This is a genomic window from Promicromonospora sp. NPDC110617 (assembly GCF_055598465.1).
On the sequence record NZ_JBVKBM010000005.1, the window covers coordinates 148,560 to 175,324 of the forward strand.

Genomic DNA, 26,765 nt, shown 5'->3' on the forward strand with positions numbered 1-26,765 from the left:
GGTGTGGGATTCAGCGTCCCCGGAAGCTTTGTTCGTCGCGGGAGCGAGCCTACGATCGGAGTAGCTGGTCCTGGAGGTTTGGATCATGGCAACCGGAGGAACCGGATCATGACCATCTCGGCGTTCCCGCGCGAGCTGGCCTTGCAGGCGGCTTCGGTGCTGGACGCCAGGACCGAGGTCAGCATCACCATGCGCCAGCTCGGGGTCGCAGTGCGTGCCGGGAGCAGCTCCGACGGCGCCGCTCGGTGCGACCAGGCCGAGTCCCTCGCGAACGATGGCCCCTGCATCGACGCCATGGACGAGCAGGTCGCGCGCGTTGTGACGTCGATAGGGGACGGTCAGGGCTGGACGGCGTGGCGCCGGCAGGCCATCCGTGAGGGTTTCGTCTCCGCGGTGGCGGTCCCCGCAGACCTGGACGACACGATCGCCGTGGCCGTGAACGTCTATTCCCGCACCTCTCTGGACTGGACGCCCACGCTGCTCACCACGGCCGGCGGATACGCACAGCTCGGCGTGGACATGGTGCGGGTCTGTCTGGCTCGCGCCCAGCTCGACGACGACGTGTCAGAGCACTACGGACGGATGTCCGACCTGGTCGTGACAGAGCACGCCGTCAGCGCCATCATGGAGGCGAACGACTGCCCCGAGCACACGGCGAGACACGTCCTCGAGTCCGCCTCCCTGCGCCGGAACGTCTCCCGCCGCAAGGTCGCCGAGATCATCCTGCGCGCCCTCGTCGTGAGCGAGCCATCCGCGACGCAGGACACGGCAGACGCCGTCGACCCGATCAGGTCGCCCGGCAGGGAAGGGCCCACCTAGGTGCCGTCGGCTCCCGGTGCGAAGGCCTCACGGTAGAGCACCACTGCCTCGTCGACGGCGGACGGGGCGAGGAACGCGAGCGGCGTGATCTCTAGGTACCGACCTTGACCAGCCGACACGCAACCGAACCTTCTTCGATTTCCGTCACCATGATCGACACGCCCTGGTCAGCGATCGACCATTCCATCAACTCGTCGGCAACCAGTTGACTACCAGGAGTCGCGGCATCGAACATTACGGCCACTCCCTGCCATTCCACCGATCCGACGACATCCCACTTGAGACCGTTCCAGGACGACCTAATTGTTTGGAAAAGGTCGTCCTCATCGTCGGCCCAACCCCACTGGATCACGCAGCCCAGGTGATCTGACCATGTAGTGGACATCGGCTCTCCCGAGAGGGACAGTGCAGAGAATGAGCGCCCTTCCCCGCCTACCTCGACCATCCCAATGTCGTGGACAGAGCAAGCAAGATCATAGTCAGGGCCACGATATCCGGACCACTCAGCCACCGAAGTCGCCTGCATCACGACCGTGGGACCGCCGGTCGATTCGAGCCACCTCATCTATCCACCAAATCCTCTGTAGTCGCCGCGCGCTGCGAACCCGCGGGATCGCGTTAACCAGTCCGGAGAATAGCGACCACGCCGCCCACCAGCTGCGTAAGGGTTCGGCCGGCGGACGTCCGCGCGTGTTCGACACGGAGGTATACAAGGGCTGCAACGTTGTCGAGCGGCGTCCGTGGTCGTCAGGCACGAGTTCCGCGGTCTCCGCGATCCCAGGTCGAGGACGCCGTGGACCAGGCCGCGGAGACTGTTGTCGCCCGCTTCGGCACCGTATGAGGCCGGGGTGCCCACCCCTCAGGCGACGATCCGACCTGGCTTCTCAGGCGCGTGGTCCGAACGCCGCCAGGAACGTGTCGACGCCGGCATTGACCGGCCCGACGGCCTCGGCCGGATCGATCAGTCGGGCGCCGTAGGCGCTGCGCGTGAGCACCTCGTCCTGGACCAGCGCCATGAAATGCCGGGCTGCCCGCGCCGGGTTGTCGGTCTGCAGCCGCCCCGTCGCGGCGAACTGGCCGAACTTGCCCGCCAGGCGGTCCAGAGTGCGGTCCCGCCCGGCGTCGCGGATGGAGTCGACGGCGTCGCCGAACCGTGGCGACTCCGCGAACTGCAGCCGGATCACGGCGGCCCCCTCGGCGTCCGTGACGCACGCGATGATCGACGCGCCGAGCCGCTCCAGCTCGGCCCGCAGGTCATCGGTGTCGACGTCGATCGAGTCGACGATCTGCGACACCCGCTCCCCCGCCCGCGCGGCGTACTCGGTGATCACCTCGAGGAAGAGCGTGCGCTTGTCGCCGAAGTGGTTGTAGACCGTCGGCTTGGCCACACCCGCGTCGCGGGCGATCTCGTCGACGGACGCGTCGGCGAAGCCGTCCCGGGCGAAGACCAGCAGCGCCGCGTCGAGGATCGCGCGCCGCTTGTCCGGCCGCGCCCCGCCACGCCGCCGGGCGGCCGTCCCCTCGTCCAGGTGCGTGCTCATCACCGCAGATCCTACCTTGACCGCTGTACCGGCGCGGCGCATATAGTGAACTCATGAGTTCAATTCAGCGAACCACCGGGTCAACACGCGTCTCCGCGCCCCGACTGGGCACCCTCGCGACGGTCCTCGTGGCGGGCGGCGTCCTCGCCCTGCTGTCCACCACGGTCGTGGGCGTCGCCGTGCCCGACCTCGCGGACGACCTGCGGGTCTCCGAGTCAGATGCGTCCTGGGTCGCCACGGTCGCGCTGCTCGCCGCGGGCGTGGCGATCCCCCTGTCCGGTTGGGCCACCACCCGGTTCGGAACCCGCGCCACCTGGCTGGTCGCGCTCGGCCTGTTCACCGTCGGCCTGGCCGCCTCCGCCGTCGCCCCGACGCTCCCGGTGCTCGTGGTCGCCCGCGTCGTGCAGGGTCTGGGGGCCGGGGCCCTGGAGCCGATCATGCTGACGGCCCTGGCCCGCGCCGTCGACCCGGCCAGGATGGGCCGCGTCATGGGCTCAGCGGCAGCGGCCATGTCGATCGGGCCGCTGCTCGGCCCCGTGACCGGCGGCTTCCTGGTCGGCGCCGTCGGCTGGCGCGCGGTGTTCGGCGTGCTCGCCGTGGCCGCGACAGTCCTGTGGGTCGTGTCGCTGCTCGTGGTCCGGGACGACGAACGCGCCCCGGCCGCCCTCGACCTCGTAGGGCTCCTGCTGCTCTCGGCCGCCACCACGGCGCTGCTCGCCGGGTTCTCCCGCACAGCTACGCCGGACGGTGTCGACCCGCTCGCGGTCGCGCTCGTCGTGGGCGGCGCGCTCGCCCTGCTCGCCTTCGTACGGTGGGCCCGACGCCGCGGCACGACGGCGGTCGTCGACCTCGGCACGTTCTCCGCGCGGGGCTACGGCGCCGCCGTCGGCGTGATGGCGCTGCTCGGCGCGGCCGTGTACCCCGCGTTCTTCGGGCTGCCCCAGCTCTTCCAGTCGGTCAGCGACCTCTCGCCCGCGGCGGCGGGCCTGCTGGTGGCGCCCTACGGCCTCGGCACCCTGATCGCGATGCCGCTCACGGGCCGGCTCTCGGACTCGGTCAGCACCGGCCTGCTCGTGCGGATCGGGGCCGGCGTGGCCGCGCTCGGCTTCGCGGGCTACCCGCTGGCCGTGGTGCTCGACGACGACGCCCGGATCGCCCTGTACGCCGTGCTCGGCCTGGTCGTGGGGCTGGGCATCGGCTCGGTCGGCAGTCCGACCGTCTCGTCGATCTACCGCGCGCTGCCGCCCGAGCGCATCGCACCGGGCACCACGATCCTGTTCGTCACCAACCAGCTCGGCGGGGCGCTCGGCGTGGCGGTCCTGGCCGGGATCGTGGGGATCCTGGGCGACGGACGCTGGGACGCCGACGTCGCGGGCTGGCCCCTGGCCGTCCCCGTCGTGGCGTGCCTCGCCGTCGCGGCGCTCTCCGCCCGGCTGGCCAACGCGGACGGCGCTACGGCAGGAGTGTCTCGCTCCGGGTCTGAGGATGGCCCTCGTCCTTCCGTTGATTGAGAGCCACCATCCGGGCGACGGGGCGGGCAAGTACGCACGCAATCACGCGACGGCTGGAATTGTTGCGGCGCGTAGGATCGCCGCCGAAGCCGGCGATCGGCCCGAGAGAATGGGACCTCGTACCTCTGCTCAGGAATCGCTTCGACGAGTTCGAAGATGCGGGCGGTCAGCTGTCATCGAGCATCCGCAACCGCCTCGACTCTTTGATCAGCAGGAGCGGCACTGATCCCCGGAGGGCGTACCTCTTCGCTCACTACCGAGCGCTCAACGACGCAGATTACGGACGCAGGACGGCTGATCGTGGATTCGAAGACATATCGAGTGCGATTGCAGATGCGACGGCCCAGGGTCCTTCGGGCATATACCCCACGACTGGCACGCACTAGCGTCACCACGTTCCGCACCTCAGAGCGCTCGCTCTGGCCGAGCCGGCCCTGCCATGCTCAGGAGTCACGACCCGCGAGCCTGCTCTCCGAGGTTCCACGACCATCATCAGGCGCTGCAGGCGGGCGATCTCGGCTCCCACACAGAGGAGGAGGCCCCGCTTCGTTCGTTGTGACCGCACGACGCTTGGGTGGCCGCCAGGTCCACACATCGCGGAATCCAGGGGTAGGCAGGCGACGGCGTACCGGAGGTCGTGCGGCGCTGTCCGCGTCCCGTCTGGTGTCGTCCAAGAGCACGGGCTGCTCCTCCCTCGGGTTCGGTGCCAGCTCGCCTGCATGATCCGCCGTTGTCCTGCAGCGGTAACGCGACTGCGGCAAGCAGGAACCAGCGTTGCCCAGCGCATGTCTGACCTCACTGTCTTCTGGCGCTCCAGACCTGCCAGGCGAGCTCCACCCGGTTGCGCACGCCGAGCTGTTCCATCGCCGAGCTGACGTACGCCTTGACCGTGCTCTCGCTGAGGTGCAGGTCCGTCCCGATCTCCGCATTGGTGCGCCCGCGGGCGAGGAGGCCGGCCACCTCCTGCTCCCGGGCACTGAGCGTAGCCAGCTTGGCGTCCGCCTGGCGGGCCTCCTCCCGCCCGGCCTGCCCTTGACGCAGGTCGTGCGCCACCTGATGGGCCACGGCAGGCGAGAGCCAGGTCTCCCCCGTGGCCGTACCCCGCACCGCGCGCAGCAGGTCGCGAGGGTCGCCGGACTTGAGCAGGAAGCCGTCGGCCCCGAGCGTGATCGCGCGGCGAACGTACTCGCTCTCGCCGAAGCTGGTGAGCACCACGACGCGGACCGGCATCCGTTCACGGCGAATCACCTCCAGCGCACCGAGGCCGTCCAGCACGGGCATGCGGACGTCCAGCACGACGACGTCAAGTCGTCGCGCCCGCACCACGGCGAGCGCCTCGCGCCCGTCGGCCGCCTCGGCGACGACGTCGATGCCCTGGTCGGTGGCGAACGTCCCGGTGAGGGCCTCGCGGACGCGGGCATCGTCGTCGACCACGAGCACCCGGACCGGCGCGGTCACCACAGGGGCTCCGCGGCGAGGTCGGTGACGCGGGTGACGGCCTGGTCGTCGGCGCACACCTCGACCGAGGCGGCTGCGAGCGGGAAGTTCCCGTCGGTGTAGACACGGCACGTGGAGCCGGGCGGCGGGGCCGGTGCCCGGTCGTCGAGGCGTACGGGTGCCTGCCGTGGGGGCACCAGGGCGTCCAGCTCCGCCGTCGGCAGGCCGACGGCGATCCGGGCGAGCACGTCGGGCTCGGCGGTGGTGTCGTGGGACGCCCATGTCCAGAACCCGAGCACCGCGGCGCACGCGAGCGCGACCGGTGCGGCGACCTGCCGTACCAGGACGCGCAGGGGCGGTGCGACCGTGGCTGTGTCGGGATCCGTGCCCTCGGGCGGGTGGTCCGCGAGCCGGGTGGGGATGCGTGCCGTCAGGACGTGCGCGCCGTCCTCGTACCGGGTCTCCAGACTCCCGCCGAGCGCGGCGACGCGCCGGTGCAGCGCGGGGATCCCGTGTCCCTCGCGCGGGGACGCCCGCCCGGCGCGGTCGCGGGACGCCCGCTCGCCGGCCCCGGCCGCGCCGTCCGCCGGGTGGACGACGCCCGAGGTGGCCACGCGCGCCTCGACCACCTCGCCGGCGGCCTCGGTCGTGGTCGCGAGCACGACGGCGACCGGGCTGTCGGGCGCGTGCCGGGCGGCGTTGGTGAGCCCCTCGCGGACGACCGCGCGCACGGCGAGGCGGACGGGGACGCTGATCCGGCCCGGCTCCGCCGCGGGCACGACGTCGGTCGCCCGGTCGACGTCACCGTGCAGGGTGACCCGTGCACCCGCGTCGCGGGCCCGGGCGACGAGCGTCTCGATGTCGCCGGTGACCGGCTCCTGCGGCACGCCGCCGTGCAGCAGGGCCACGGCGTCGTGCAGGCCGGCCACGGCACGGTCGGCCTGCCGGCGCAGGCGTCCAGCCAGCTCGGCGTCCTGGCCGGTGGACCGCAGCTCGAGCAGGCCCGCCTGCATCGCGATGAGGCTGAGCTCGTGGCCGACGAGGTCGTGCACCTCGTCGGCCACGCGCCGGCGCTCCGCCGTGCGGCGGGCGCTCTCGCGTTCCCTCGTGTACCGGCGTCGCAGCAGGAGGTACTGCGCCAGGAGCAGGAGACCGCCGAACCCGGTGAGCATCACCAGCTCCGTGAGCGCCAGCAGCAGCCCCGAGCCCGTCCACCACCCGAGGCCCAGCACCGCGGCCTGGGCCACCACGAACGCGGGGGCCGCCCAGCGCAGCACGGGGTGGGTTCTCATCGGGCCGAGGCTAGACATCGCGGCGCGTCACCGTCCACACGGCCGCGCCCAAGGTCGCGGCGGACCAGGCGGCGAGCACCGCGATCCCGAACGGGCGGGACAGGTCCGTGGTGTCGGCGACGAGCGCCGCGCCGGCAGGGCCGGGCAGCCACCGCCCCGCCCCGCCCGGCATCGCGAGCGTGACCACCAGCAGGACGAACGCGGCGGACAGTGCCCCGACGGCGCTGCGGCACAGGAAACCCAGCCCGACGGAGACGAGGGCGGCGGCGAGGAAGACCCCGGCGGTCCCGGCGGCGGCCTGAGCCAAGGGGACGGGCTCGCCGGCGTGGTCACCGAGCACGGTGGCGGCCAGCAGGGCGCAGGACGGGCCGAGCAGGGCGCCGAGCGACGCGGCGACCCCGCCGGCCACCACCGCCTTGGCGGCCACGACCACCCGCCGGCGCGGTGTGGCGAGGAAGGTCGGGCCGATCGAGCCGGCCGCGTACTCCGGCGTCACCAGGTGCAGGGCGAAACCCGCCACGGCCACCTGGGCGAAGCTCACGACCGGACCGAGCACGTCGGCGACGGCAACTCGTGCCCCGGGTGGGAGCTCGCCGGACGAAGCGGCGTGCACCACGTCGTTGGCCAGCGTCAGAGCGGTGGCCAACGCGATCAGCACCGCGGCTCCCAGCCAGAGCGCCGGCGCGGGGACCGACCAGGTCTTGCCCCACTCGGCCCGGGCCGTATCCGCCACCTCACGGAGCTCAACGGACATGACGCACGTCCGTCCGCAGGTCCGCGGCATCGCCAGCCGGAGGCCCGGTCAGGTCGTCGTCGGCCAGGTACTGCGCCGAATCGCCCACCAGGTCGAGATAACCCGACTCCAGGGCCGACATACCCTCGGCAAGGTGCTCAGACCGGGCGCGCGCGGCAAGGTCCGCGGTGGGCACGTCAGCCAGGAGGCGACCCCGCCCCAGTACCAGCACATGGTCTGCCACGAGCTGCACCTCCGACATCAGGTGGCTGGAGACCAGTACCGTGCGCCCGTCGTCAGCGAGGCGACGCAGCAGCCGCCGGATCCAGCGCACGCCGTCGGTGTCCAGGCCGTTCACCGGCTCGTCCAGGACCACGACGCGCGGGTTGCCAAGCAGCGCGGCAGCCAGCCCCAGCCGCTGCCCCATCCCGAGCGAGAACCCGCCGGCCCGGCGGCGGGCCACGTCGCGCAACCCCGTGAGCTCGAGCGCCTCGCCGACCCGGGGTTCCGGGATACCGTTGCTGCGTGCCAGGGCCAGCAGGTGCTGGCGGGCCGTGCGCTGCGGGTGCCAGGGGTGCCCGCCCAGGTGGGCGCCGACGACGTGCAGGGGCCGGCGCACGGACGCGTACGGGCGGCCCGCCACCAGTGCCGTGCCGGACGTCGCGTGATCGAGGCCCAGCACGAGCCGCATCAGCGTGGACTTGCCCGCGCCGTTGGGGCCGAGCAGGCCCGTCACGCGGCCGGCCGCCACCTCGCACGTCACGTCTTCCAGCGCCGTGGTGGCGCCGTACCTCTTGGTCAGGTGCTCGATCTGGATCATGCGGCCAGCCTCGCTGCCGCAGGCAGGATGCCGGTACCAACGAAAGTACGGACCTTCAGGCCTGACACGGCCAGGCGAGCTGGCGGTCTCCAGCCGGCGCTGAGAGACCGGACGGGCACTGTCCGGACCCGCCGAGCTCGTCGTCGAGGCCGGCAGGCGGAGGCGTGGGCATCCGTGCGCCGACCGGGCTCGCCGCCCCGCGCGAAACGTCGCGACCGTGCCGAGGTGCTCACCGCTCACGGCTGTCCGAGCGACCCGAGGATCTTCCGGATGGTCTGTCGTGCGGTGCGCAGCTCCTCGTGGGTGACGCCGGCCACCCGGAGGCGAGCGTGCCGGTCGGTGTCGGAGCGGCCGACGAGCGTGGCCAGCGCGATGTCGCCCTGCGCCGTCGTCGCGATCAGCGGCGCCGACCGGTGGCCCGGGTTGGGTGCTGAGGCGAGCAGCCCCTCCGCCAGCAGATCGTTCACGACGCGCTGGACGCTCTGCCGGGCGAGGCCCAGCCGCCGCGCGCCGTCCGCGACCGTCATCGAGCCGGCCGAGAAGACGCTCAACGCATGCCACCGCGCCACCGTCTGCCCCGCCTGCGCGGCCAGGGCCTCGCTCGTGCGGCGCGACGCACCGGCGAGCTCGTACACGTCGGCGATCAACAGGCGGTACTCCTCGGCCGTGCTTCTGTCGGTGCGACTCATGACTGACATGGTGACATATCGACAGCAGCCTGTCAGACTGACAGCATGCTGACGAATAACGAGGAACGTCGTGGCGGAGGCCTCGCGGCGGCCCTGCACGCGGACGGACCCGTGCGAGAGCACGCAACCGAGCTGGAGACCTTCGGGCAGTTCGTGGGCTCGTGGGACATCCGCTGGTACGGGACCGACGAGACCGGCCTGCAGCAGACCGCCGTCGGGGAGCTGCACTTCGGCTGGGTGCTCGGTGGGCGGGCCGTCCAGGACGTCTGGATAGTGCCGGGCCCCGACCAGCCGGGCGCGGGTATCGCGCCGCGGTCGTTCCACGGGTCGACCCTGCGGTTCTACGATCCCGCCCTCGGCGCCTGGCGGTCCACGTGGATCGAGCCGGTCAACGGGCGCGTCCGGACGTTCGTCGGGCGCCAGGAAGGTGACGAGGTCGTGCTCGTCAGCCTCGACGGGCATCCGTTGCTGCGCTGGCGGTTCACCGACATCACCCCGGACTCGTTCACCTGGGTCGGCGAACGATCCACGGACGAGGCGCGGACCTGGGCCGTCGAGGAGCGGATGCAGGCCACGCGCACGCGAGGCTGACGGCCGCGCGTCATTTCTACCGACTGCTTCCAGCGAAGGTCGGTCGCGTGCCGATGTGCTGTCAGGTTTCGCTGAAGGTGCGTCTGTAGGCGCTGGGTGTGGTGCCCAGCCGGTCGCGGAATCGGCGACGTAGGTTGACCGCCGAGGCCAGGCCGACCCTCGCTGCGATGGCTTCGACCGGCAGACTGGTCTGCTCCAGCAGTGCGCGCGCCGCGTCGAGGCGCTGCGCCAGCAGCCATTGCCCCGGGCTGGTGCCCAACTGGTGATGGAACCGGCGCGCGAGGCTTCTGCTGGACACTCCGGCGCGCTCGGCGAGGCGGTCGAGGGTCAGCCGGGAGTCGAGTCTCCCCATGGCCCATTCCAGCAACGGCCCCAACGACTCATCTGCGGTGGACGGTGCGGGCTGTGCCGCGTACTGGAGCTGGCTTCCTTCCCGGCGCGGCGGCAGAACCATGTTCCGGGCCACCTGAGCGGCGTAGGCGGCGCCGTGGTCGGACCGCACCAGATGCAGGCACAGGTCGATGCCCGCGCCAGTTCCCGCGCTGGTCGCCACGTCACCGTGGTCGATGTAGAGCACGTCCGATTCCACTTGCACTCCGGGAAATGCCTCGGCCAGCCGACCGGTGTGCCGCCAGTGCGTGGTGGCACGGCGGCCGTCGAGCAGCCCGGCCGCGGCGAGGACGAAGGCGCCGGTGCAGATCGCGACGAGCCGCACCCCGCGCCGGTGGGCGACGCGCAGCTGTTCGATGACGGCCGTCGGGACCGGAGTGCCATGCGGAAGCCATCCGGGCACGACGATGGTGTCCGCGTCCTGCAGAGCCTCCAGTCCGGCGTCGACGAGCATCTCGAAGCCGACGCTGGTCGGCACGGGGCCGGGACGTTCGGCGCAGATCTGGAAGTGGTAGCGCGGCGGCACGCCCGTCTGGACCGTGCCGAAGACCTCAGCCGCGCAGCCGAGCTCGAAGGGCGACTGGGGTGGGTTGACCAGCGCCACCACGCGATGAAGGCTCATGGCCAGAATGTACCTGTAGACGTCTTTCCAGACTCTGGATGTGCGCGGTGATCCTGGCGATGGTGGTCGGCATGAGCGAGAGCGACGAGACAAGAGTGCTGAGAAGTGATGTGCAGGTGGACGGCCAGGGTGCCAGCTACCTGACGGTGGATCAGGATGGCCCGGTCGTGCTGCTGCTGCACGGCACCTACTGGAGCCGGGTCTGGCTGCCCGTGCTCGACGGTTTGGCCGATGCCGGGCTGCGACCCATCGCGGTCGACCTGCCAGGGCTAGGTCGCTCAGCCGGCCAGCTCGACCTGACGACAGGGACAGTTCCGGCTCTCGCGGACTGGGTAGCGAGGTTCACGGGCGCACTGCAGCTCTCCGGGCCGATATGTGTTGCAGGCCATGACATCGGCGGCGCGGTCGCCCAGCACCTCCATGCCGGGGTCCGCCTGGAGGTGCCGCGACTGGCGTTGGTCAACTCGGTCACCTATGACTCGTGGCCGGTATCTGGCGTGGCCCAGTTCAGGGACCAGGAAGCCGCCGCGGCGATCACTGCGGAGGAACTGCTCGCCGCCCGGCGGCAAGCGGTGACCCGGGCACTGGCCGGCGCCGCTACCGAGCAGCGGATCAGCGAGTACCTCGAGCCGTGGACCCAGGAGGGTGTCCGTCGTTCCTGGATGAACCTGGCGGGTGCGGCCGACAGCCGCTACACCATGGAGCTGCTTCCCGCGCTGCGGCGCTCTGCCGCACCCAAGCTGTTGGTCTGGGGCGAGGACGACGTGTTCCAGAACGTGGCGTACGCCGAACGGTTCGCCGCGGAGATCCCGCACACCACGCTCGTACGCGTTCCGGATGCGGGTCACATTCCCATGGAGAATGCACCCGACCTCGTCGCTCGCGCGCTCGCCGACTTCTTCACCGACTAGGCGCTCGACGTCGCCCACCCTCACTTCGTCGGATCACGGCAGCGCGTTGCTGCGGTGGTCGCACCTGCGGAAGGACCTGACCATGACAGAGAGTGCCCGACCCGCCAAGACACTTCTGATCCGCCCTTACGAGGCCGGTGATGCCGGCGCCACCTGGCGGGTCTTCCATGCGGCAGTCCACGGCACGGCGAGTCGCGACTACACCGCCGAGCAACTCGCCGCGTGGGCGCCTCCCACGATCGACGAGTCCCGGTGGGACCAACGCCGCTCAGCCGCCCACACGTACCTGGCCTGCTTCGATGGAGCGGTCGTGGGTTTCAGCGACTTCACCGACGTCGGCGTGCTCGACATGTTGTTCGTCCACCCCGACGCCGGCCGCCAGGGCGTCGCCCGTGCGCTTGTCGCCCATGTCCTGCGAGAGGCCGCCGTCGCAGGGCACCACCGCCTGCACGTGCACGCCAGCCTCACCGCTCGGCCCGCCTTCGAGCGCTTCGGCTTCGTGGTCGACGCGGCCCGCCGGGGCACGATCCGGGGGCAGACGCTGGAGAACTTCGACATGAGCATCGATCTCGGATGACCCGTCAGGAACGACCTCGACCCGATGTCGGGCTTCGGTGCCAGGGCGACAGGCAACGGCGTGGACGTGCCCGCACCGTCAGGACCCATAGGGTCCGTCACGATTCCCGGCCGCGCCACGTCCCGGCGTCCGATGCGAGCCTTCCGCGTGAGACTGCACCTATTGGGGTCTCGGAGTGACGCTGCTGCTGAAGCTCCTGCTGGCGCCCGCACTCGTGGTCGGCTCGTCGCTGGCCGGTCGCCGGTGGGGATCCCAGATGACAGGCGTGCTGGTGGCGCTGCCGATCGTCGCGGGGCCGATCTTGTTGATCACCTGCCTTGAGCACGGCACCGGGTTCGGAGCCGCAGCGGCCTCGTCCTCGCTGCTCGGGCTGATGACCCTCGCACAACTGACGTTGCCACCTTGGTTGGGCTTCCTTCTCGTGCTCGCTGCGGTCTGGGGCGTGTCCCGGGCACTACCGTCCGGCATCAGCTCGTCGGACTCGCGGCCGGCAATGGCCTGGCCATGGTGGGATCTGCCCGGCCGCGCTGCCGCGACCGCGGCGCTCGTGGTGGTGGTGACCGCCGCATCGGGCGCACTGGGGCCGGGCGTGACCGGAGTGCTCGCGCCGTTCCCGATCGCCACCGGCGTGGTCGCGGCATTCTCGCTGGCCCAACGCGGGTCGGCTGAGACGGTACACACGCTGCGGGGCGTACTGGCCGGGCTGCCCGGCTTCGCGGTCTTCTGCTTCCTGGTCGCGATGCTGGTGGACAGGCTCGGCACACCGCTCGGCTTCGGCGTCGCGCTGACCGGAACCGTCGCGACCCAGCTGGCCCTGCAGCAGGTCCGCGGACGAGGGCGCTACCAGAGCACAGAACCCACCCTCAGCGGCGAAACGACATCACCCACGGTCGGGCCCGACCTGCGGTAGCACGAGGCGGTGGCGTCACCGCCTGAGCACCGTGAGCGATCAGAGCTCCCCGCCGACCTGCGGGGTAACTGACGAACGGGCCCGTGACACCCACCACCGGGTCCGCACCGACCGCGTCAGCAAAGCACGAGCCAGTCTCTAGGTACCAGAAGCCGCTACCCACGCGGCGTGCGCGGCTCCGACCACCCCTGCGCGATTCCTGAGGACTGCTGGAACGATCGGTGTCCGCAGGTCCAGCAAGGGGAGAAAGTGGGCCGCCTGCTCCGAGATGGCCCCGCCGACGACGAACAGGTCCGGCGAGAACAGTTTCTCGACGTGGGAGTAGTAGCGCTGCAGCCGTGCGGCCCACTGCTCCCAGGACAGGTTCTCCGCGTTTTTCTGGCGCGCCGACGCGCGCGTCTCGGCGTCGTACGAGTCGATCTCCAGATGCCCCAGCTCCACGTTGGGGACGAGTCTGCCGTCCACGACGACACCAGAACCGATTCCCGTTCCCAAGGTCGTGACGATCACTGTCCCCGCCACACCCTTGGCGGCGCCGAAGCGCACCTCCCCGAGCGCCGCGGCGTCCGCGTCGTTCACGGCGACCACGGACTGTGCGAGGCGGTCCCCCACCAGGGTCGGTACGTCGACGCCGGTCCACTTCTGGTCGAGGTTGGCCATGAAGGGGATGACGCCGTGCACGACAGGGGCGGGGATCGACAGGCCCACGGGCATCGCACCGGTCACTCCGTGGAGGTCGAGCAGCCGGTCGACGGCCGCGACGACGGCGTCCGGCGTGGACGGCACGGGCGTCGTGACGTGCGACAGCCTGTTCAGCACGTTGCCCGATCCGAGGTCGACCCGACCAGCCTTGATCGCCGATCCACCGATGTCGATTCCGAATGCCAGGTCAGGCACGATGTCGTCCTCTCTGCTGTTCCTCGCCCGGACGGTGCACGGTCATGGGGCGTCCCGCTCGTACCGACCTCAACGCATCCGTGTCGGCCTTGATGCCCGGAGCACCTCGCCGACGCGCTAGGAGCGTTCCATCGCGACGACCTCCGGGTGGTGCAGGTCGAACGCCGGCGACTCCGAGCGGATGCGCGGGAGCGACGCGAAGTTGTGCCGCGGCGGCGGGCACGACGTGGCCCACTCCAGGGAGCGGCCATACCCCCACGGGTCGTCGACCCTCACCTGCGGCGCCCTGCGGGCAGTCACGTACACGTTCCAGAAGAACGGCAGCATCGAGACCGCGAGGATGAACGCGCCGATCGTGGAGACCTGGTTCTGCCAGGTAAAGCCTTCGTCGGGCATGTAGTCCGCGTACCGGCGGGGCATTCCTGCCGCGCCCAGCCAGTGCTGGACGAGAAAGGTCGTGTGGAAGCCGACGAACAGCACCCAGAAATGCACCTTGCCCCAGCGCTCCGACAGCATGCGACCGGTCATCTTGGCCACCAGAAGTAGAACCCGGCGAACATCGCGAACACCACGGTGCCGAACAGGACGTAGTGGAAGTGGGCCACGACGAAGTAGGAGTCGGAGAGCTGGAAGTCCAGGGCCGGACTGGCGAGGATCACGCCCGTGAGCCCGCCGAAGAGGAACGTGACGAGGAACCCGATGGCAAAGAGCATCGGCGTCTCGAACGTGAGCTTGCCTCGCCAGAGCGTGCCAATCCAGTTGAAGAACTTCACGCCGGTCGGCACCGCGATGAGCATGGTGGTGAAGGCGAAGAACGGCAGGACGACGGCGCCCGTGACGTACATGTGGTGGGCCCACACGGTCATCGAGAGGGCACCGATGGCGATGGTCGCGTAGACCAGGCCCGTGTAGCCGAAGAGTGGCTTGCGGCTGAACACCGGCAGCACCTCGGACACGATGCCGAAGAAGGGGACGGCCATGATGTAGACCTCGGGGTGCCCGAAGAACCAGAAGAGGTGCTGCCAGAGGATGGCGCCACCGTTCTCCGGGTTGAAGATCTGCGCGTCGAGACGGCGGTCGGCGCCCAGCGCGAACAGGGCTGCGGCCAGCGGCGGGAACGCCATGATGATCAGCAGGCTGGTGATCAGCGTGTTCCAGGTGAAGATCGGCATGCGGAACATGGTCATGCCCGGGGCACGCATGGTGATGATCGTGGTGATGAAGTTGACCGCGCCCAGAATTGTGCCGAAACCACCGAGTGCCAGGCCGAACACCCACAGATCGCCTCCCACGCCTGGACTGTAGGTGGTGGTCGACAGCGGGGCGTACGCGAACCAGCCGAACGAAGCCGCCCCTTGCGGGGTGAGAAAGCCCGCGCCGGCAATGAGGCCGCCGAACAGGAACATCCAGAAGGAGAACATGTTCAGCCGCGGGAACGCGACGTCGGGCGCGCCGATCTGGAGCGGCATGATCACGTTCGCGAAGCCCGCGAACAGCGGGGTGGCGAACAGCAGGGCCATGATCGTGCCGTGCATCGTGAAGAGCTGGTTGTACTGCTCCTTGCTCTGGACGATCTGGATGCCCGGCTCGAACAGCTCCGCGCGCATGGTCAGCGCCATCAGACCGCCGACGCAGAACCAGAGGAACGAGGTGATCAGGTAGAGATACCCGATCGTCTTGTGGTCGGTGGACGTGATCCACCGGACGACGGTGCGCCCCAGCGACTGGCGGGTGGGCGCGAGTCCTGGCACGACCTCGTGCTGGGTCCTCGCGGCGGTGGTGGTCATCTGCATGCTGCTTCCTTGCGTGTCGGGGCCGGCGGGCCGGTCGGTGCGAGGGCTCAGACGCGCCAGTCGTCGCTGTCGAGGACGACGTGAATCGCGGCCTCCTCCGCGGAGGCTCCCGCGCCGTCAATACCGACGTCGGTCGCCCGCAGGTCCGAGGACAGATCACTGCCGTCCTGCTCGGCCCAGATCAGCCGGCCGGCCCTCAGCGAACCGACCTGGTCGTCGATGAGCTCACCGTCCGTGTCCGACGTGTCCCCCAGGCCGTCGCCCTGAAAGCGGTCAGCCTGCTCGGGAACCTCTCGGGCGAGCCGCATCGCGAGCGGCTCGTGCTCACCGACCTCCTGGGGCGTGAAGCCCCAGCCGTAGGCAAGCGGCTTGTCGAGCGGGGAGTACCCGGCTCCGTCGTCGTCCCCGCCGAGCTCGTCGTCATCGAGGCTCTCGTCCTGCGGAAGGAGCCCGAACACGTCCTGCTCGGTGCCGTAGTCGTCGAACGCACCACTCATGTGGACCTACCTCCTGGGGGTTGCGCACCTGGGCCTGAGGCGGGCCTCACCGTGCGGTGTCAGTCGCGGCCTGGTCCGCGCTACATCGTTCGTGGACACCCGGTGGCTGGTTCTTTCGTGCGGAACCAGTGCGCCGCAGGCCGGCCGCGAAAGATGCGCCCAGCCGGGGCACACCAACAGTGGCCTCACCGGGTACCCGATCCCATGACGAGAGGACACTGCATGACCATCACCAGAGGCTTCCGGGGACGCCACGATCCGCGTGCCGTCGACCTTCCGCCTGGACAGCACCTCACCACCGGCTTTCCGGTCCTGAGCACAGGACCGGCGCACAACGAACCGACCAGCTCGTGGGCTTTCTCCATCACCTCCGAGAACGGAGGGACCCGCACCTGGACCTGGGCCCAGATGATGGAGCTGCCCGCGGACATGGTCACCGCGGACATCCACTGCGTGACCCGCTGGTCCAAGCTGGGCACGACGTGGAAGGGCGTCAGCCTCGACCTCCTGTTCGAGTGCGTCGATGTCCAGCACCCGTACGCCATGGCGCACTCCTACGGCGGGTACACGACCAACCTGCCCGTGGCCGACCTGGTGGGCGGCAAGGCGTGGATCGCCTATGAGTTCGACGGCCGTCCGCTGACCGCCGAGCACGGCGGGCCGGCGCGCCTTCTCGTTCCCCACCTGTACTTCTGGAAGTCGGCGAAGTGGGTCAAGGGGCTCTCACTGATGGCCACCGACGAACCGGGATTCTGGGAGTGCCACGGCTACCACAACTACGGCGACCCCTGGCGCGAAGAGCGGCACACCGATGACTGACCCGCGCCGCCCGGACGCCGCCGGTGCCCCGTGGCGCACCGCGCGCCTGATCACCACACGACGCCAGTCACGACACGCGCGAACCCTGACGTTCCGTGTACCGGGTTGGACGCCGCATCTCCCCGGCCAGCACGTCGAGATCCGGCTCACCGCGCCGGACGGGTACACCGCGCAGCGGCTGTACGCGCTCGCCGAACCGTACGCCCCTGATCGTGTGGCGATCACCGTGGACCTCCTTGCCCGCGGTGAGGTGTCCTCCTACCTGGTCCGTACCATGCAGCTGGGTGACCAGATCGATGTCCGCGGGCCGTTCGACGCCGGCTTCTCGTGGGATCCCGACGATCCGAGCTCCGTCGGCCGGCCGCTGCTGTTGCTCGGCGCCGACGCGGGCGTCGTACCGCTGATGACCATCCTGCGTGCCCGCGCCATCGTGGCGGACCGTCCCGCGGCGCTCCTGGTGTACTGGACCCGGGACGCGGCCTCGCACCTGTATCGAACAGACCTGGTCGCTCCCGACGCGGACGTCGAGGCTCGTGTGCGCTATGACCGACCCGTCCGTGCCGCGCCAGGTTCAACGGTGCGCGAGGTGGACCCGGACGACCTGCGTGAGCCAGCCGCGTGGCAGGGTCTTCCTCGTCCGGTGGCGTACGTGAGCGGACCGGACGGCTTCGTGGACGAGGTCGCCGCTGCGCTGTTCAGGCGTGGTTACGGCGACGAGCGGGTCAGGCTCCAGCGCTTCGGCCTATGACACCGCTCGGTCGGAGATGACGAGGCTCTCGAGGTGGGCGAGGGCGACGTCGATCGCGATGCCCATGGGCTCGACGTCACGTGCCGTCTGGGCGAGAAGGTAGCCACCCTGGAGGGACGCCAGGAAGCCGACGGCCAGGCGGGCGGTGTCGACGGACTCGTCCAGCACCCCGGTGCGCTGGATCCGGGCCAAGGCCCCGTCGATCAGGCGCTGCCAGGCCTGGAACAACTCGTCCAGCATCTGCCGGGCAACGGCATCATGGTCGGAGACCTCGCTCGCCAACGAGCCCAACGCACACCCATACATACCGTGCCGCAACGCGCTGGCCTTGACCAGGGAATCACGCCAGCGCCGCAGCCCAGCCAGCGTGGAGACCTTTCCCAGCATGTTCGTCTCCCGGGCGATGACGAACTCCCCCACATGCACCACCACCGCCCGGACCAACGCGTCCTTGTCCTCGAAGTGCCGGTAGAGCTGAGACTTGCTCACGCCGCTGGCGACCATCACGTCGTCCAGGGTCGTCCCACCGATCCCCTGCACACGCATCAGGTCCGCGGCCGCAGCGACGATACGGGCTCTTGTCCTCAACCCCCGCGCCGTCAGCCGGACGGCCGGGCTCTCGTCCGCGTTCGCGTTCGCGTTCACAGCGCCATCGTACTGAGCGGGCTATCGAGGCGATCGGTCGCCGGAACCGCTCGGTCCACGCGGCGAGAGCACCGGTGCCAGGGCGATGTCGAGTGCTGCTTCCAGCGGCCGGGCGTCCTCCGCCAGCCAGCTCAGCGTCGCGCCACCGTGCAGGGCCGCCAGGATCGCGATGGCCACGTCCTCAGGTCTGATGGACGTCACGGGGACGGCGGCCGGCTCACCTGGCCGGACTGGTTCGCTCAGGGTTATCCGATCGAGCATGCTGGTGATCAGTACCTGCCAGTCCCTGTGGAACTCGTTCAGGCGGCATACCCCCTGGTTGCGGCGAAGGGCCTGCGCGTAGGGCGACCTGCGATCCATGACTTCACGGATCAGGCGAGACCGCCAACCGGTGAGGTCCTCGGCGCGGCAGACATCGGCCAGCCAGTGCTTCTCCGTCTCAAGGACTGCCTGAAACGGCTCGGAGGTCTCCTTCTCGTGGGCCCCGGTGTCGCCGGCCCGCACAGACCGACTGCCGGCACGTCCGCTTGTCACCGCGCGTTCGTCTCCTCGCCTGTACGTCGGTCACTGGTCGCCGGCAGCTCCCACGGAAGTCTAACTGGACGAGATGGTCCTGTTCAACCGGAGGAACCCTGGGCGGGTGGGCCGCTCGTCAGCACAAGCCGGGACGAGCGCTACTGGGACAGATACCCGTTGGCGGCCAGTTCGGAACGCAGCTTCTTGCGCGCGTCGAACAGAACCTTGTACAGGGCATTCCTGCTCGAGCCGAGCTTTTCGGCCAGGACGTCCATGGGCACCTCCTGTACGACCGCAGCCATGAAGACGGTCCGTTGCCGGTCCGTGAGACAGCGCTTGATTGCCGCCGAGACAGCGTCGACGAACTCTGCCACCTCGATCTCCTGCCCAGGCGCCGCCTCGAACCGCGAGGCCATGCGGGACCAGTCCTCCTGGTCGTACGGGATGTCACGGTGCCGCCAGAAATGCCGGTTCACCTTCGTCGCAACGTCGAAGATGACGAACTTGCACGCCCACGTCGTGAACCTCGACTCACCGCGGAAGGTGTCCAGACGCCGACGGATCGCCATCAGCGCGTCCGCCGCGGCCTGATGTGCGATGTCATCCAGTTCAGGTCCGTACACCCGTAGGGATGCGGCACGACGGGCCACCTCGCGCCTGGCGACGCGATGGAGCAACGGGTAGAGCTCCTCGCAGGCCGTCTCGCGTTCAGAACCCGTCGCACCGAGGCCCTGCACCCACCTCTGGTTGTCCTGAGCGATCTGGAGATCCATCGCGTCCCACCCTTCTGGCCGCGCAGGAGGTGAGAGACCAACGCCAGCCATGTCCGTGCAGACCTCGAACCGAAGCCATCGCCACACCGTAAACCGGACCCTAGAGTCCAGACAAGAGGGTTTGTTGTTGGCAACACGGAATCATCTGGCCGACAGGGTCCACTTTGGCCGTGAGGCGCCTGACTTGTCCCGTTCTCGTTCGTCGCCGGATCGGTCGCTACCGGTAGAGGCCGTCGAACCGATTGCCGCCGCGGACCTCGGTGAAGCTGATCCCGATGCGGACGCCCTGCTGCACGATCCAGCGCACGACGTAGTCGGCGCGGTAGTCCGGCGGCCAGAACGACGAGAACTTGCCGTCGGCGAGCACCTCCCACGTGCCTTCGGTGTGCGTGCCACGCTCGACATAGGTGGTTCGATTCCCGTCCGTCGTGAACGTCTGGTTCGCTCCGTCGGCGTAGACGAGGGTTCCCGCGGTGAGCGCATCCGCCATCTCCTGTGCCGTGACGAGCTCCCCGTCCTGGGGTGCCTGGTGCCATGTGGGTGCCATGAGGTTGTCCTTCGTCTGGTGGTGTGGGTGCTGCCCGGCGGTGTCGGCAATGACTCAGGACCGAGGCTGTGCTCGCGCGGCGTGTGCGGCCGCGAGACGCTCCTCGACGATGGCCAGCGCAACCTGCCACGACTTCTGGAACTGCCGTACACCGTCTGCGAGCAGGCGGCAGCTCGGCCCAGGTGGCTGTCCCCATCGCCTCGGTGAACGCACGATAGGCGCGCGTCGACCTCCAGCGAGACCCATCCGTCCTGCCCGTCGGAGCGTCGGTGGACGGCGGCCAAGACATCACAGGCGTACCGCGCGTCCTCGGCCGCCAGCAGTCGAGCGGCTTCCTCCGGACCAGCACCTCGGGACGCCAGATCGTGAAAACTGGCGGCGTACGCAGACACCTCACCGGCGAGCGACTTGGCAAACAGCGAGGGATTTGTGGTCACGCCGGACACGCCCAGGTCGTCCCGCAGCGTCTGCAAGGTCCCCGAACGCAGTTCGTCGCGAGTGACACCATCCAGCCAGGGCGATACGCCGAGCTCACACAGTTGGCGAAGCAGGTTTGCGGACATCGGTTCTCCTTCGAGTCTCCGCCCGCGGGCGGCTGCGGGGCGCAGCCCAGGCCCGTCATCGGCCGGCCACGGTTCGCCGTTAGTCGCGAGAGCGCCGTGTGTCTTACCCGACCACGTGCTCGTCCGACACAGGTCGGTGAGTTCGAAACGGGAGGTAAGACCCGGTGAGCGGCTGTCCACTCATCTCGTGAAGGAACGGACGCTGCGGGGTACATGTCCTCGACATGTGTCGTGACCGCGCTGATGCGCTGCCCGTCAGCGCCAACACGACGAATGAACCACTCGGGTTGGCAGAGGAGACGAATGCTCAATAGCCCCAGCGATTCTGGTCGTGAACTCTGGAAGCGGCTGGACGCTCTCCTGCGGACCGACCCCGAGGACCCCGGTTGCAGCATCTGCCGGCTCGATATCGACGTCTACGCCGAGATCAGCGTCAAGGGTGGTGACCCAGCCGCTCGTCTTCCAGGTGTCGCAGCACACCTGGGCTCCTGTGCCGAGTGCCGCGACGACCTCGAAGGACTGATCGCCGCACTCACGCGCACGACCGGCTGACGCTGTGCGGGCATCCGGACCGGTCGGCATCGGAACCGTTCCCCCGCGATTCGTCTCGCAACCACACCAGGACACGCCCCGACCAGGGCACCTAGCTCAGATTGGAGTCGGCATGCCGTTCGCAACCCGCGGATTCTCCGGGCGTAGAGGCCACGCAGACACCCGCATACCACCCGGACAGACCATGGTCGAGAAGTGGCCGGTGCTCAGTGCCGGACCCACCCCGCACGTCGAGACCAAGGACTGGCAGTTCACCGTCCAGGACGAGACCGGCACCGACCACCGGTGGAGCTGGGACGAGCTCCTCGCGCTCGGCGTCGAGGACGTCACCGTGGACATCCACTGCGTCACCCACTGGTCCAAGCTCGGCATGGCCTGGCGCGGCGTCAGCCTCGACAAGATCCTCCAGGACGTCACCTCCGAGCACCGGTACGCGATGGCCCACTCCTACGGCGGCTACACCACCAACCTGCCGCTGGAGGACCTGGTGGGCGGCAAGGCATGGATCGCGATCGAGGCCGAGGGCGAGCCCCTGCATCCGGAGCACGGTGGGCCGGCCCGGCTGCTCGTCCCGCACCTGTACTTCTGGAAGAGCGCCAAGTGGGTGCGCGGCCTGACCATGATGCCGGGCAACGACCCGGGGTTCTGGGAACGGTACGGCTACCACATCTACGGCGACCCGTGGAAGGAACAGCGGTACCGGTGAACGCTTCTCCTTCCACGGCAAAGTCCGCCCAGCACCGCATGCGCAGCACCTGGCACACCGCCACGATCGTCGAGACGCGAGCAGAGACACCCCGCTCTGTCCGCCTGACGTTGGCTGTCCCGACGTGGCCCGGAAGCGAGCCTGGCTCGCACCTGGACGTGCGACTGACCGCACCCGACGGGTACCAGGCCAATCGTTCCTACTCGGTCGCGTCGTCGTCCCCGTGGGGGCACGTCGTCCTCGCGATCGATGAGCTGCCGGACGGGGAGGTGTCGCCGTTCCTGGTCAACGAGGCGCAGCCCGGTGACACGCTGGAGGTCCACGGACCCCTGGGGTCCTACTTCGTCTGGCGTCCCGGTGAGAGCGACCGGCCGGTCCAGCTCATCGCCGGTGGCTCCGGCGTCGTCCCGCTCTACGCGATGGCCGTGGCACACGACCTGGCCGAGGACTCGACGCCCTTCCAGCTGCTCTACTCGGTCCGGACGCCCGCCGACGTCTTCTTCGCCGACGAACTCAACGGGCTCGCCGGACCGTCGTTCCAGGTCACACGCGTCTACACGCGTGCGGCACCGGCCGGCTGGCCCGGCACCGTCGGGCGCCTCACGCGGGAGGCACTTGCCGCGTGCACGATCCCACCAGCCGAACGGCCCCGGATCTACGTCTGCGGGTCCACCGGGTTCGCGGAGACCGTCGCCGCCTGGTTGCTGGAGCTCGGCCATACGACCACGGACATCCTCACCGAACGATTCGGAGGTCTCTGATGTCGAACCACCTGGACGGGAACGCCCTCGCCGGCGTGCTGTCTGAAGTGTTCACCGTGGACGTCACCGCGGCGCGGGGCCGGTGCAGCAGCTGCGGGCGAACCGCACCTGTCGCCGAGGCGATGGTTTACCCCGACGCCCCAGGTCTTGTCGCACGCTGCGCGTCCTGTGACCACGTGCTTGTCGTCGTGGTCACCGCCGGCGAACGCCTCGTTCTCAGCCTCGCAGGACTGGACGCGATCGACCTTCGCGTCTGACGCATGTCGCCACAGGCACTGTGGCCACGACTGCGCCACAGCTATCTCAAAGGAGCACACCCCTTGTCCGACAACGACTTCCTCGCCCAGGCGGCGGCGCGCAGCGCCGAGACCGACGCCGACCGGCAGCGACTCGAAGGCATGATCAGCCAGGCCGCCGGCTCGACCGCACCGAGCAAGGACGCGGCCGGTCCCAGTGACGCCTCCATCCTCAACTTCGCGCTGAACCTCGAGTACCTCGAGGCCGAGTTCTACCTGCGCGCCACGGGAAGTGCACTGCCCGACGAGCTCACCACAGGAGTCGGCGCCCGAGGTGAGGTCTCAGGTGGCAAGCCGGTCCCGTTCAAGAACCCGGTCATCCGACGGTTCGCCGAGGAGATCGCCTCCGACGAGCGCCAGCACGTCACCTTCCTCCGTGGCGCGCTGGGCAGCGCCGCCGTGGCCAGGCCCACCATCTCGCTCGACCACAGCTTCACCCAGGCGGCCCGCGCCGCCGGTCTGATCGGCGAGGGCGAGACCTTCGACGCCTACGCCAACGAGGTGAACTTCTTGTTCGCCGCCTACCTCTTCGAAGACGTCGGCGTGACCGCGTTCAAGGGCGCCGCACCGTTGATCGAGAACAAGACCTACCTCGACGCAGCTGCCGGCCTGTTGGCCACCGAGGCCTACCACGCCGGCATCGTCCGGCTGGCGCTGTACAACCAGGGGGTCATCGACGACGCTGTGTTCACCGCTGCCCAGAAGATCTCCGACGTGCGCAACGCCGTCGGCCACGTCGGCGACGACGACCAGAGCATCGGAACCGCCGACCGGCTCAACCTCGTTCCGACCGACGAGAACGGTGGCGCCTTCGGACGCTCACCCGGGCACATCCTGAACATCGTCTACCTCACGCCAGAACGCGCCAGCAGCGGCGGCTTCTATCCCGACGGGCTCAACGGCGACCTCACCGAGAGCGACGACAGCTGACACCGCGGTGCGGAGCAAGGCTTGCCCTGCTCCGCACCGCCAGGCGCTCCCCCGCCGGGCAGACTCCGGTCAGTCGCGCACGCGGACGACCATCTTTCCGCGGGCAGGTTCGGGCGCGTTGAACGCGGCGACAGCGTCCTGGAGGCTCACCTCCTGGCCGATGTTCGCCCGCAGTCGGCCCCGCTGGACCCGGCGGGCGATCTCGTTCAACTGTGCCCGCTCGGAGACCACGACGAAGTCGACGGTCCGCCCGTCCGTCGGTCGCACCTGAGGGCTGCCCGCGATAGTCACCAGAGTCCCCCCGGGCCGCACCATCCGTGCGGACCGGTCACCGATCTCGCCCCCGAAGACGTCGAACACAAGATCAACCTCGCCGACGTCCTCGAGTGTCTCGTTCCCCAGGTCGACGAACTCGTGCGCACCGAAGTCGAAAGCCTCCTGGCGATGCGCGGCACGCCCGGTTCCGATCACGTGCGCGCCGCACTCACGTGCGAGCTGGACCGCCATCGACCCCACCGCCCCGGCAGCGCCGTGCACGAGGACGCTCTGCCCTGCGCTGAGGCGCCCGTGCTCGAACAGTCCCTGCCAGGCGGTCAGACCTGTCATCGCGACACCGGCGGCCGTCACGAAGTCGACGTCGCCCGGCAGCGGCGCCAGGTTCCGCGCCTCGACCACGACACGTTCGGCAAGGGTCCCGTCCCGGGTCCAGTCGGTCAGTCCGAAGACGCGCTGGCCCACGGACAGGCCTGCGGCACCATAGCTGAGCGAGGTGACCACCCCGGCGACCTCGTGGCCGGGGACGGACGGGGTTCGGTCACGGCCGAGACGGTCGACCCAGGTCGAGGGCCACTCGAGCTCGTTGCCCGTGAAGCCCGAGGCGTGCACCTCGACGACGACATCGCCGTAGTTGGCTCCTTCGAGGCCGGCCAGCCTTTCGACATCCGGGTCGGGCCGATCCACCAGCCGCATTCCGGCTCTGCCTGCAGCGCGGTCCGACACCACGATGGCCTTCATGATTCTCTCCTTCTGTCGTGCTCTACCGGGCGATCTTGCTCTCGGGCTGGCTCACCAAGGTCGACGCGACCCGTGCTCGAAGGACGGGAAGCACATCGGTGACGAACCATGGGTTGCGGGCCTGCCAGCGAAAGTTCAGCGGCGAAGGGTGCGCCAGGGGAAACATCGTGGGCAGGTACTCACGGAAGGCGTGGACGGTCTCGGTGAGGTTCCGTCTCGCCCGGCCGGCGAGATAGTGCTGCTGGGCATAGCTCCCGATGAGGATCGTCAGCCCGATCCCGGGCATGAGGTCCAGCAGCGGACGGTGCCATCGCGATGCGAAGTCCTTCCTGGGTGGCAGGTCGCCGGTGGCTCCTTTGCCCGGGTAGTAGAAATCCATCGGCAGGAGGGCGAACAGGGCCGGATCGCGGAACTCGTCCTCGGTCACGCCCAGCCATTCCAGCAGCTTCGCGCCGCTCGCGTCGTTCCAGGGCACACCACTCTCCTGCGCCGCGCGGCCAGGCGCCTGGCCGACGACCGCGACCCGAGCCTCGGCGCCGGCGGTGTACAGCGGCGCGTATCCGCGCTCCTTGGCCCAAGCATTCGCCGGATCCGCGACGATCGCTGCCCGGATCTCGTCGAAGCCGTCAGTCATGGGTGTTCCCGTCACCGCGGGGAGACCTTCACGACACCCGGGTGCTGCTGGTCGACGACATCCTGGTACTCGGTGTGCTTGTCGATGAAGGTCCGCACGATCGGGCACAAGACTGTGGCCTTCTTGCCCTGCGTACGAAGGTCGTCCAGGACGTGCCGGATCAGCTGGGTTGCGGCGCCGTGGTGACGGAACTGCGGCAGGATCGACACTGCGACGAGGACGACCCGACCGTCGTGGTCGCTGTAGGTCAGCCCGCCGACCTCTTGATCGCCGGCGGTCGCATCGTAGATTCCAGCCGCCTCGTCCTTGACGATCGTCAGTTCGAGGGACTGCGGGGTCGGTGCGTTCGGACGGGGGTCGGTCATGAGGAGGTCCTTTCCCAGGGTGGCCGGTGGCCATCGCGACGGTGTGCGACTTCAGACCCGCACACCATCGTTAGTGGCACGCGGAGCCACGATCCATACGCGTCACGTCCCCGCACCCGTGCGCGCCGTAGACGGGGCAGCGCCCGCCCTGAAGCGACCGGCCGCGCCAACTGGACGATAACGTCCAGTTCGCGTACGGTCGCGCCAGTTCGTCACGCGGGCCGTCCGGCATCCGGCGGACAGAACGCCCGACTGATCCAGGAGGAGACATGAGCCATCAAGTCACGATCGACGGCACCACGATCGAGACCCGTCGCCTGCGGCTGCGACCCTGGCACGCCGACGATGCGATGGCAGCGTTGGCCATCTACGGCGAGGCCGACGTCGCACGCTGGCTGGCGCCGGCGATGGGCCGCATCGACGAGCCGGGACGGATGCGCTCGATCGTCGAGCGATGGGCCACCGAGCACGATGCGGACACCGGAAGGCCCACCGGCCGGTGGGCGATCGACGACCTGGCCGACGGCAAGCTGATCGGGTCCGGACAGATCCTCGGCTTGCCGCCGGAGGGCGAGGACCTGGAGCTCGGCTACCAGTTCGCGCCCTCGGCGTGGGGTCGTGGTCTGGGTTCTGAGGCCGGCCATGCCCTGGCCCACTATGCGTTCTCTCACGACGAGGAAGAGGTGTTCGCCGTCGTCCGCCCCTCCAACGAACACGGGATCCGGACGGCACGCGAGATCGGGATGGAGTGGGTCGGCGAGACGACGAAGTACTACGACCTGAAGCTTCAGGTCTTCAGGCTCCGCAGGAGCGACCTCGACGTACCGAACCCGTGACGGGGAACGGGCGGCGTCCTCACCAGGCGT

The 26,765-nt window shown here is 69.5% G+C and carries 31 protein-coding genes and 2 pseudogenes; 14 read left to right on the forward strand and 19 right to left on the reverse strand.

Annotated elements, in window-relative coordinates; translation table 11 throughout:
• Positions 1 to 108: 108 nt before the first annotated feature.
• A complete protein-coding gene (locus ACZ7LE_RS24690) occupies positions 109 to 819 on the forward strand; it encodes an ANTAR domain-containing protein (protein ID WP_470405863.1) in 711 nt (236 codons plus the stop codon).
• Positions 820 to 910: 91 nt separating this feature from the next.
• Here ACZ7LE_RS24690 and ACZ7LE_RS24695 read toward each other — a convergent pair whose 3' ends face one another.
• Together ACZ7LE_RS24695 and ACZ7LE_RS24700 are read right to left on the reverse strand one after the other, a co-directional pair.
• Positions 911 to 1,384, reverse strand: a complete 474-nt coding sequence (locus tag ACZ7LE_RS24695) for an Imm21 family immunity protein (RefSeq protein ID WP_470405864.1) — start codon at positions 1,382 to 1,384, stop codon at positions 911 to 913.
• A 319-nt stretch (positions 1,385 to 1,703) separates the two neighbouring features.
• Positions 1,704 to 2,360, reverse strand: coding sequence for a TetR/AcrR family transcriptional regulator (locus ACZ7LE_RS24700; protein ID WP_470405865.1), 657 nt, complete (start codon positions 2,358 to 2,360; stop codon positions 1,704 to 1,706).
• Positions 2,361 to 2,413: 53 nt separating this feature from the next.
• On the opposite strand from ACZ7LE_RS24700, the gene ACZ7LE_RS24705 reads away from it, so the two are divergent.
• Positions 2,414 to 3,871 (forward strand): DHA2 family efflux MFS transporter permease subunit, encoded by a 1,458-nt coding sequence (locus ACZ7LE_RS24705; protein ID WP_470405866.1) that lies wholly within the window; start codon positions 2,414 to 2,416, stop codon positions 3,869 to 3,871.
• Between the two features lie 795 nt (positions 3,872 to 4,666).
• Here ACZ7LE_RS24705 and ACZ7LE_RS24710 read toward each other — a convergent pair.
• The 5 genes from ACZ7LE_RS24710 to ACZ7LE_RS24730 all read right to left on the reverse strand — a co-directional run bounded on the left by ACZ7LE_RS24710 (position 4,667) and on the right by ACZ7LE_RS24730 (position 8,842).
• Entirely contained in the window at positions 4,667 to 5,329 is a 663-nt protein-coding gene (locus ACZ7LE_RS24710) for a response regulator (RefSeq protein WP_470405867.1), read from the reverse strand.
• The gene (locus tag ACZ7LE_RS24715) at positions 5,326 to 6,600 is read right to left on the reverse strand and encodes a sensor histidine kinase (protein ID WP_470405868.1); all 1,275 of its coding nucleotides are present in this window, start codon (positions 6,598 to 6,600) and stop codon (positions 5,326 to 5,328) included. Before ACZ7LE_RS24715 ends, ACZ7LE_RS24710 begins: the two co-directional genes overlap by 4 nt.
• A 10-nt stretch (positions 6,601 to 6,610) precedes the next feature.
• Complete coding sequence (locus tag ACZ7LE_RS24720; RefSeq protein ID WP_470405869.1) at positions 6,611 to 7,354, reverse strand: hypothetical protein; 744 nt, start codon at positions 7,352 to 7,354, stop codon at positions 6,611 to 6,613.
• A complete protein-coding gene (locus ACZ7LE_RS24725) occupies positions 7,344 to 8,153 on the reverse strand; it encodes an ATP-binding cassette domain-containing protein (protein ID WP_470405870.1) in 810 nt (269 codons plus the stop codon). The genes ACZ7LE_RS24720 and ACZ7LE_RS24725 overlap by 11 nt, the downstream gene beginning before the upstream one ends.
• 236 nt (positions 8,154 to 8,389) lie before the next feature.
• On the reverse strand, positions 8,390 to 8,842 hold the full coding sequence (locus ACZ7LE_RS24730) for a MarR family winged helix-turn-helix transcriptional regulator (RefSeq protein ID WP_470405871.1): 453 nt from the start codon (positions 8,840 to 8,842) through the stop codon (positions 8,390 to 8,392).
• A gap of 45 nt (positions 8,843 to 8,887) precedes the next feature.
• Here ACZ7LE_RS24730 and ACZ7LE_RS24735 point away from each other — a divergent pair, with 45 nt between their 5' ends.
• On the forward strand, positions 8,888 to 9,433 hold the full coding sequence (locus ACZ7LE_RS24735) for a hypothetical protein (RefSeq protein ID WP_470405872.1): 546 nt from the start codon (positions 8,888 to 8,890) through the stop codon (positions 9,431 to 9,433).
• Positions 9,434 to 9,494: 61 nt separating this feature from the next.
• On the opposite strand, the gene ACZ7LE_RS24740 is transcribed toward ACZ7LE_RS24735, so the two are convergent.
• Positions 9,495 to 10,445: a GlxA family transcriptional regulator gene (locus ACZ7LE_RS24740; RefSeq protein WP_470405873.1), complete on the reverse strand. Its 951-nt coding sequence runs from the start codon at positions 10,443 to 10,445 to the stop codon at positions 9,495 to 9,497.
• Between the two features lie 47 nt (positions 10,446 to 10,492).
• On the opposite strand from ACZ7LE_RS24740, the gene ACZ7LE_RS24745 reads away from it, so the two are divergent.
• The 3 genes from ACZ7LE_RS24745 (at position 10,493) to ACZ7LE_RS24755 (ending at position 12,843) form a co-directional block, all read left to right on the forward strand.
• A complete protein-coding gene (locus ACZ7LE_RS24745) occupies positions 10,493 to 11,356 on the forward strand; it encodes an alpha/beta fold hydrolase (protein ID WP_470405874.1) in 864 nt (287 codons plus the stop codon).
• An 82-nt stretch (positions 11,357 to 11,438) separates the two neighbouring features.
• Positions 11,439 to 11,933, forward strand: a complete 495-nt coding sequence (locus ACZ7LE_RS24750) for a GNAT family N-acetyltransferase (protein WP_470405875.1) — start codon at positions 11,439 to 11,441, stop codon at positions 11,931 to 11,933.
• Positions 11,934 to 12,108: 175 nt separating this feature from the next.
• Positions 12,109 to 12,843, forward strand: coding sequence for a hypothetical protein (locus tag ACZ7LE_RS24755; protein WP_470405876.1), 735 nt, complete (start codon positions 12,109 to 12,111; stop codon positions 12,841 to 12,843).
• A gap of 138 nt (positions 12,844 to 12,981) precedes the next feature.
• On the opposite strand, the gene ppgK is transcribed toward ACZ7LE_RS24755, so the two are convergent.
• The 3 genes and pseudogenes from ppgK to ACZ7LE_RS24770 form a co-directional block, all read right to left on the reverse strand.
• Positions 12,982 to 13,740, reverse strand: a complete 759-nt coding sequence (gene ppgK, locus ACZ7LE_RS24760; protein ID WP_470405877.1) for a polyphosphate--glucose phosphotransferase — start codon at positions 13,738 to 13,740, stop codon at positions 12,982 to 12,984.
• A 126-nt stretch (positions 13,741 to 13,866) separates the two neighbouring features.
• Positions 13,867 to 15,527: pseudogene (gene ctaD / locus ACZ7LE_RS24765) on the reverse strand (aa3-type cytochrome oxidase subunit I); the annotation flags it as partial.
• Between the two features lie 53 nt (positions 15,528 to 15,580).
• A complete protein-coding gene (locus ACZ7LE_RS24770; protein ID WP_470405878.1) occupies positions 15,581 to 16,030 on the reverse strand; it encodes a DUF5709 domain-containing protein in 450 nt (149 codons plus the stop codon).
• 222 nt (positions 16,031 to 16,252) lie between these two features.
• On the opposite strand from ACZ7LE_RS24770, the gene ACZ7LE_RS24775 reads away from it, so the two are divergent.
• Both ACZ7LE_RS24775 and ACZ7LE_RS24780 read left to right on the forward strand, forming a co-directional pair.
• Positions 16,253 to 16,849, forward strand: a complete 597-nt coding sequence (locus ACZ7LE_RS24775; RefSeq protein ID WP_470405879.1) for a molybdopterin-dependent oxidoreductase — start codon at positions 16,253 to 16,255, stop codon at positions 16,847 to 16,849.
• Complete coding sequence (locus tag ACZ7LE_RS24780; protein WP_470405880.1) at positions 16,842 to 17,597, forward strand: FAD-binding oxidoreductase; 756 nt, start codon at positions 16,842 to 16,844, stop codon at positions 17,595 to 17,597. Before ACZ7LE_RS24775 ends, ACZ7LE_RS24780 begins: the two co-directional genes overlap by 8 nt.
• Here ACZ7LE_RS24780 and ACZ7LE_RS24785 read toward each other — a convergent pair.
• The 5 genes and pseudogenes from ACZ7LE_RS24785 to ACZ7LE_RS24805 all read right to left on the reverse strand — a co-directional run.
• The gene (locus ACZ7LE_RS24785; RefSeq protein ID WP_470405881.1) at positions 17,592 to 18,242 is read right to left on the reverse strand and encodes a TetR/AcrR family transcriptional regulator; all 651 of its coding nucleotides are present in this window, start codon (positions 18,240 to 18,242) and stop codon (positions 17,592 to 17,594) included. The two genes, ACZ7LE_RS24780 and ACZ7LE_RS24785, sit on opposite strands and share 6 nt — an antisense overlap.
• 21 nt (positions 18,243 to 18,263) lie before the next feature.
• Positions 18,264 to 18,776 (reverse strand): hypothetical protein, encoded by a 513-nt coding sequence (locus ACZ7LE_RS24790; protein WP_470405882.1) that lies wholly within the window; start codon positions 18,774 to 18,776, stop codon positions 18,264 to 18,266.
• A gap of 140 nt (positions 18,777 to 18,916) precedes the next feature.
• Positions 18,917 to 19,531, reverse strand: coding sequence for an RNA polymerase sigma factor (locus ACZ7LE_RS24795; RefSeq protein WP_470405883.1), 615 nt, complete (start codon positions 19,529 to 19,531; stop codon positions 18,917 to 18,919).
• A 217-nt stretch (positions 19,532 to 19,748) separates the two neighbouring features.
• Positions 19,749 to 20,078, reverse strand: coding sequence for a hypothetical protein (locus ACZ7LE_RS24800; protein WP_470405884.1), 330 nt, complete (start codon positions 20,076 to 20,078; stop codon positions 19,749 to 19,751).
• A gap of 224 nt (positions 20,079 to 20,302) precedes the next feature.
• Positions 20,303 to 20,641: pseudogene (locus tag ACZ7LE_RS24805) on the reverse strand (transaldolase family protein); the annotation flags it as partial.
• 303 nt (positions 20,642 to 20,944) lie between these two features.
• On the opposite strand from ACZ7LE_RS24805, the gene ACZ7LE_RS24810 reads away from it, so the two are divergent.
• The 5 genes from ACZ7LE_RS24810 to ACZ7LE_RS24830 all read left to right on the forward strand — a co-directional run bounded on the left by ACZ7LE_RS24810 (position 20,945) and on the right by ACZ7LE_RS24830 (position 23,886).
• Positions 20,945 to 21,193, forward strand: coding sequence for a hypothetical protein (locus ACZ7LE_RS24810; RefSeq protein ID WP_470405885.1), 249 nt, complete (start codon positions 20,945 to 20,947; stop codon positions 21,191 to 21,193).
• A gap of 202 nt (positions 21,194 to 21,395) precedes the next feature.
• The gene (locus ACZ7LE_RS24815; protein ID WP_470405886.1) at positions 21,396 to 21,899 is read left to right on the forward strand and encodes a molybdopterin-dependent oxidoreductase; all 504 of its coding nucleotides are present in this window, start codon (positions 21,396 to 21,398) and stop codon (positions 21,897 to 21,899) included.
• 38 nt (positions 21,900 to 21,937) lie between these two features.
• Positions 21,938 to 22,660: an FAD-binding oxidoreductase gene (locus ACZ7LE_RS24820; protein WP_470406032.1), complete on the forward strand. Its 723-nt coding sequence runs from the start codon at positions 21,938 to 21,940 to the stop codon at positions 22,658 to 22,660.
• Positions 22,660 to 22,917: a DUF6510 family protein gene (locus tag ACZ7LE_RS24825; RefSeq protein ID WP_470405887.1), complete on the forward strand. Its 258-nt coding sequence runs from the start codon at positions 22,660 to 22,662 to the stop codon at positions 22,915 to 22,917. Before ACZ7LE_RS24820 ends, ACZ7LE_RS24825 begins: the two co-directional genes overlap by 1 nt.
• Positions 22,918 to 22,980: 63 nt before the next feature.
• Positions 22,981 to 23,886 carry a ferritin-like domain-containing protein gene (locus ACZ7LE_RS24830; RefSeq protein WP_470405888.1) on the forward strand — a complete coding sequence of 302 codons (906 nt, stop codon included), beginning with the start codon at positions 22,981 to 22,983 and terminating at the stop codon, positions 23,884 to 23,886.
• Between the two features lie 69 nt (positions 23,887 to 23,955).
• Here the strand turns inward: ACZ7LE_RS24830 and ACZ7LE_RS24835 are convergent, their stop codons facing one another.
• The 3 genes from ACZ7LE_RS24835 to ACZ7LE_RS24845 are packed head-to-tail and all read right to left on the reverse strand — an operon-like array spanning position 23,956 to position 25,899.
• Complete coding sequence (locus ACZ7LE_RS24835) at positions 23,956 to 24,900, reverse strand: NADP-dependent oxidoreductase (protein ID WP_470405889.1); 945 nt, start codon at positions 24,898 to 24,900, stop codon at positions 23,956 to 23,958.
• Positions 24,901 to 24,922: 22 nt separating this feature from the next.
• On the reverse strand, positions 24,923 to 25,534 hold the full coding sequence (locus ACZ7LE_RS24840) for a uracil-DNA glycosylase family protein (RefSeq protein WP_470405890.1): 612 nt from the start codon (positions 25,532 to 25,534) through the stop codon (positions 24,923 to 24,925).
• Between the two features lie 11 nt (positions 25,535 to 25,545).
• The gene (locus ACZ7LE_RS24845) at positions 25,546 to 25,899 is read right to left on the reverse strand and encodes a GNAT family N-acetyltransferase (protein WP_470405891.1); all 354 of its coding nucleotides are present in this window, start codon (positions 25,897 to 25,899) and stop codon (positions 25,546 to 25,548) included.
• Between the two features lie 269 nt (positions 25,900 to 26,168).
• Here ACZ7LE_RS24845 and ACZ7LE_RS24850 point away from each other — a divergent pair, with 269 nt between their 5' ends.
• Positions 26,169 to 26,735: a GNAT family N-acetyltransferase gene (locus ACZ7LE_RS24850; protein ID WP_470405892.1), complete on the forward strand. Its 567-nt coding sequence runs from the start codon at positions 26,169 to 26,171 to the stop codon at positions 26,733 to 26,735.
• The last annotated feature ends 30 nt before the right edge of the window (positions 26,736 to 26,765 follow it).